This is a genomic window from Inhella sp. (genome assembly GCF_041912635.1).
GTDB lineage: Bacteria > Pseudomonadota > Gammaproteobacteria > Burkholderiales > Burkholderiaceae_C > Inhella.
On sequence record NZ_JAYRMO010000059.1, the window covers coordinates 1 to 4,324 of the forward strand.

Annotated in this window: 2 protein-coding genes and 1 pseudogene; all 3 read right to left on the reverse strand. The window is 71.0% G+C overall.

Features of this window, described 5'->3' with window-relative positions; translation table 11 throughout:
- Positions 1-1,403: ATP-dependent helicase (locus ACE3QP_RS21515; protein ID WP_374439089.1), on the reverse strand; the 1,403-nt coding region annotated here is incomplete at its 3' end.
- Between the two features lie 58 nt (positions 1,404-1,461).
- Positions 1,462-4,086 (reverse strand): hypothetical protein, encoded by a 2,625-nt coding sequence (locus ACE3QP_RS21520; protein WP_374439091.1) that lies wholly within the window; start codon positions 4,084-4,086, stop codon positions 1,462-1,464.
- Positions 4,086-4,324: pseudogene (locus tag ACE3QP_RS21525) on the reverse strand (hypothetical protein); the annotation flags it as partial. The gene ACE3QP_RS21520 and the pseudogene ACE3QP_RS21525, both read right to left, overlap by 1 nt.

The window sequence follows — 4,324 nt, forward strand, 5'->3', positions numbered from 1 at the left end:
GCGCGCGCGGCCAGCTCGTTCACGTAGCGGCCGAACTCGTGCAGGCCGTGCAGCTGGCGCGGGCTCATCACGGTGTCCAGGCTCTCCTGGAACAGGGCCTCGAACAGGCTGGTCTTGCGCGCGCCGGCGAACTGGCCCAGCGCCGCCAGGGTCTGGTGGCCGATGCCGCGCTTCGGCGTGGCGACGGCACGCAGAAAGGCGGGGTCGTCGTCCGGGTTCACCAGCAGGCGCAGCCAGGCGCACAGGTCCTTGATCTCGGCGCGCTCGAAGAAGCTCTGCCCGCCGCTGACCTTGTAGGGCACTTGCGCGCGCCGCAGCGCCTGCTCGAACAGCTTGGCCTGGTGGTTGGCGCGGTACAGGATGGCGCAGTCGCTCCACTTGCCGTTCGCGCCGTCGGCGTTCTTCTTGGCCACCAGGCGGGCGACGGCACGCTCGGCCTCGTGCACCTCGTCGTCGCACTCCAGCACCGTCACCGGCTCGCCCTCGCCCAGGTCGCTCCACAGCTTCTTCTCGAAGAGCTTGGGGTTGGCGGCGATCACATGGTTGGCGGCGCGCAGGATGGCGCTGGTGGAACGATAGTTCTGCTCCAGCGCAATCACTTGCAGCGCCGGGTAGTCGGTCTGCAGACTCTTGAGGTTTTCAAGCGTCGCACCGCGCCAGCCGTAGATGCTCTGGTCGTCGTCGCCCACCGCGGTGAAGATGCCGGTGCTGCCCACCAGGCCCTTGAGCAGCGCGTACTGCACGGCATTGGTGTCCTGCACCTCGTCGATCAGCACATGGCGGTAGCGCTGCTGCCAGCGCGCGGCCACCTCGGCGTTCGTGCTCAAGAGCTTGAGCGGCAGGCCGATCAGGTCGTCGAAATCCACCGCCTGGAAGGCGGCCAGGCGCTCGCTGTAGGCCTGGAAGATCACGGCGGCCTGGCGCTCTGATTCGCTCTCGGCCACGGCCAGCGCACCGGCCGCATCCAGGCCCTCGTTCTTCCACATCGAGATCTGCCATTGCCAGATCTTGGGCAGCTTGGCGTCGGTGGTGCTGGCGCAGTCGCGGATCAGGCCGACGACGTCGTCGCTGTCCAGGATCGAGAACTGCGGCTTCAGGCCCAGCAGCGGCCCCTCCTCGCGCAGGAAGCGCACGCCCAGCGCGTGGAAGGTCGAGATGGTGAGCTTGGCCGCCGCCTTGCCGCCCACCAACTCCTTGGCGCGCTCGCGCATTTCCTGCGCGGCCTTGTTCGTGAAGGTGATGGCGGCAATCTGCTCGGGCCGCAGGCCGCTCTGCAGCAGGCGCACGATCTTGTGCGTGATGACGCGCGTCTTGCCCGAGCCCGCGCCCGCCAGCACCAGGCAGGGCGAGTGCAAATGGTTGACGGCCGCCATCTGGGCGGCGTTCAGACCAACCGCGCTCATTGGACGACCCTGCGCGCAAAGCGCTCCGGGGTTCGCGCTTGGGAGCGGCCCGGCGCACTCACGGCTTGGCCGGCAGCGGTGCCACCACCGGCGGCGGCGCGCGCAGGCCCAGGGCCAGGGCCAGCAGCAGGTAGTAAAGGAAGGCGATGCGCGCCGCATCGACGAGACTGTCGAACAGCCCGACGACGGCGAAGCCCAGCAGCGCGCCGGCCAAGGCCGGTGCGAGCGGGTGCTCGCGCGCCGCCCCCAGGCCCAGCCGGCCCAGCGCCAGCAGCCACAGGCCGCCGGCCAGCCCCAGGCCCACCACGCCCTGCTCGAACAGCAGGTGCAGCGGCAGGCTCTTCATGTGGAAGGGCATGTGGTGGCGGTCGCTGCTGGGGAACCAATGCGCCAGCTCACGGCTGAAATCGCCGTTGCGCAGCAGCTCGACCCCATCGCTGCCGCGCAGGGAGAGCTTGCGCAGCTCGATCTTCTGACCCGGTGTGGCAAGGGCCACGGCAAACACCAGTTCGCGCGCCGGCCAGCCACTGTCCGCCAGCTCGCCCGCGCCGCCGAGGTCCAGTTCGTAGCGCTGCCAGCTCCAGTCGATCTTGTCCACCTTGATCTCTCCCGAGCGACAGGCGGCCTCATAGAGCAAGTGCTTCTGGCACAGCTCGGCATGCAGTTGCAGGGGCTGGACGGCGCGCGCCTCCAGCACCAGCTTCAACCCGGGTGGTGCGCCCTTGACGCGCTGCGTCAGCCGCAGCAGTTCGCCATGTCCCTGCGTGTGGGTGCCGGCGGCCAGCACCAGCCGAGGCCCGGCGGCGCCGCCGGCCCAGCGGTAGTCGCCCACGCGCTCGTCGACCGCCGCATTGTTCTGGGCCTGGGCCACGAAGCGCCCGGCCCCAACCCCGAACAGCCAGGCTTGCCGGGCCTGCATGATGGCCAGCGCACGCTCCCAATGGGTCACGCGGCCTTGAAAATCCTGCGCGCCGGTGCTGAAGCGCTCGGCCATGTAGGCGCCACCGCCCAGAGCCGCCACCACCGCGCCAACGGCCAGCAGCAAACCCGCCGCCCCGACCCGGGTGCGCCAGCTCAGCGTGGCCAGCAGGCTGCCCAAGCTGCCACCCTGCGTCATCGGCCAGAGCAGGCCCAACAACACCAGCGGCTGCCAAGCAGCGTCCAGCGCGGCCTCTCCGCCCCAGTTCCAGGCCACCAGGGCAGCCATCGCCAGGGTCCAGAACCAGGCCGCGGCGCGTAGGGCGTCCGCCAGCGGCCGCCGCCACAGGCCTGGCGCACGCCAGGCCAGATGCGCGAGCGCCATGCTGCAGCACCAGGCCAGCACATAGGAGAGGTAGGCCGATTTGTCGAAGGCCATGGCGAGCAGTGCGCACAGGCCGGCAGGCACCAGGGCCAGCACCAGTCCGAGCCCCGTCACCAGGGCGCGCTGGGCCGTTTCGGCGCGCTGCAGGGTGGGCGGCTGGAACATCAGCGCCACCATGGCGCCGCAAACCCCGATCAGCCCGCGGTAGCCGCTGCTGGGAAAGAGCTGCCAACACACCCAGGCGGCCACACCCAGCATGGCCAGGGCCCCCACGCGGCCCGGCCAGGGGTCGCGGGGCAGATCGGCGTCGCTCGGCACCTGGCCAGTCAGCCAACTGGAGGCGGGGTCGGCCACGCCGCGGCGCAGGTATTGGCGCTGCCGCCAGGCCAGCAACGCCGTCAGCGCCAGGCCCATCAGCACCCCGAGATACAGCGCACGCGAGAAGGTCGTCAGCCAGACATACAGACCAAAGCCGAACAGTGCCACCGCCAGGCTGAAGCGCTTCACCCCCTGCTGGCGCAACACCAGCACCAGCACGAAGGGAAGGCTCAGGGCCAGCGCGCCGTCGAGCGCGGCGCCGCCCACATGCATTTCCCAAAAGCCGCTGGTGGTGCGGTAGTCGGCACTGAAGTTGGTGAGCCCCGTGAAGGCCAGGCGCTCGGCGAACGCGCCCCAGGCCACGCCCAACATCAGCAGCGCCATGCCGACGAGCAGGCTCGGGGTGAGGGCCTGCGGGGCGCGGCGCGCCGCGCGCAGCCACAAGGGCAGCATCAGCAGCAGGGCCACCAGGGTCTTGGCCGGCCGCAAGCTGAAGCCGGGCTCCAGGTAGCCGTCAAACCAGCCCAGCTCGGCCCCGGCATCCTGCAAACCCAGCACCGCCGCCACCGCCACCGACACCACCCAGGCCAACAAGGCCAGCTTGACCGGCCCGCTCCAGCGCAATTCATGCCGCCAGGGCGGTTGCGGGGCCGGTGGCCGGTGGCGGTTCGGGCCGCTCCAGGCCAGATAGCCGCCGGCCGCACTGGCCAGCACCAGCAGGTCCAGCTCCTCCAGCCACAGCCAGCCCGTCCAGGGCGCGAGCCCGATCAAGGGCACCAGGGCCAGCATCCAGCCCGGCCAGGGGGCCCAGAAGTAGCGCGCCAGCAAGGCCGCCAGCAGCACGCCCATCACCGCCGGGGCGGCGCCGAGCGGGTATTGGCTGGCCAGCACCAGGGCCAGCGCCAGGCACAACAACCCCAGCACGCCAACCGCAATGCGCAGGCTCATCGGCGTGCGGCGCAAATGCGCGGGCAAGTGCCCCGCCGTGCGCACTTCGGCTTGAGAAGCCTCTACCGCGTGGCGGGCCGAGCGGCGCCGGCGGCGCGACTGCAGGGCCTGCATCAGCGCAGCCAGAACAGCAGGGCCAGGCCTGCCGCCACCACAGCGCCGCCGACCCACCACAGTGCAGCGCGCCCGACGGGTTCGGGTGCGGGTTCGGGCAGCGGCGCCGGCGGACGCTTGAGCGGCGGCATGGTCTTGGGGGTGCGGCTGGGCGGCAAGGTCGCCGGCTTCGGAGTCCGCCCCGGCTCAACCGGCGGCATGGTCTTGGCCTCGTCCAGCGGCATGCGCATCGTCGGCG

Excerpts from the sequence above, each read along its gene's own strand:
- ACE3QP_RS21520 (WP_374439091.1), bottom strand. The coding sequence starts at position 4,086 with ATGCAGGCCCTGCAGTCGCGCCGCCGGCGCCGCTCGGCCCGCCACGCG.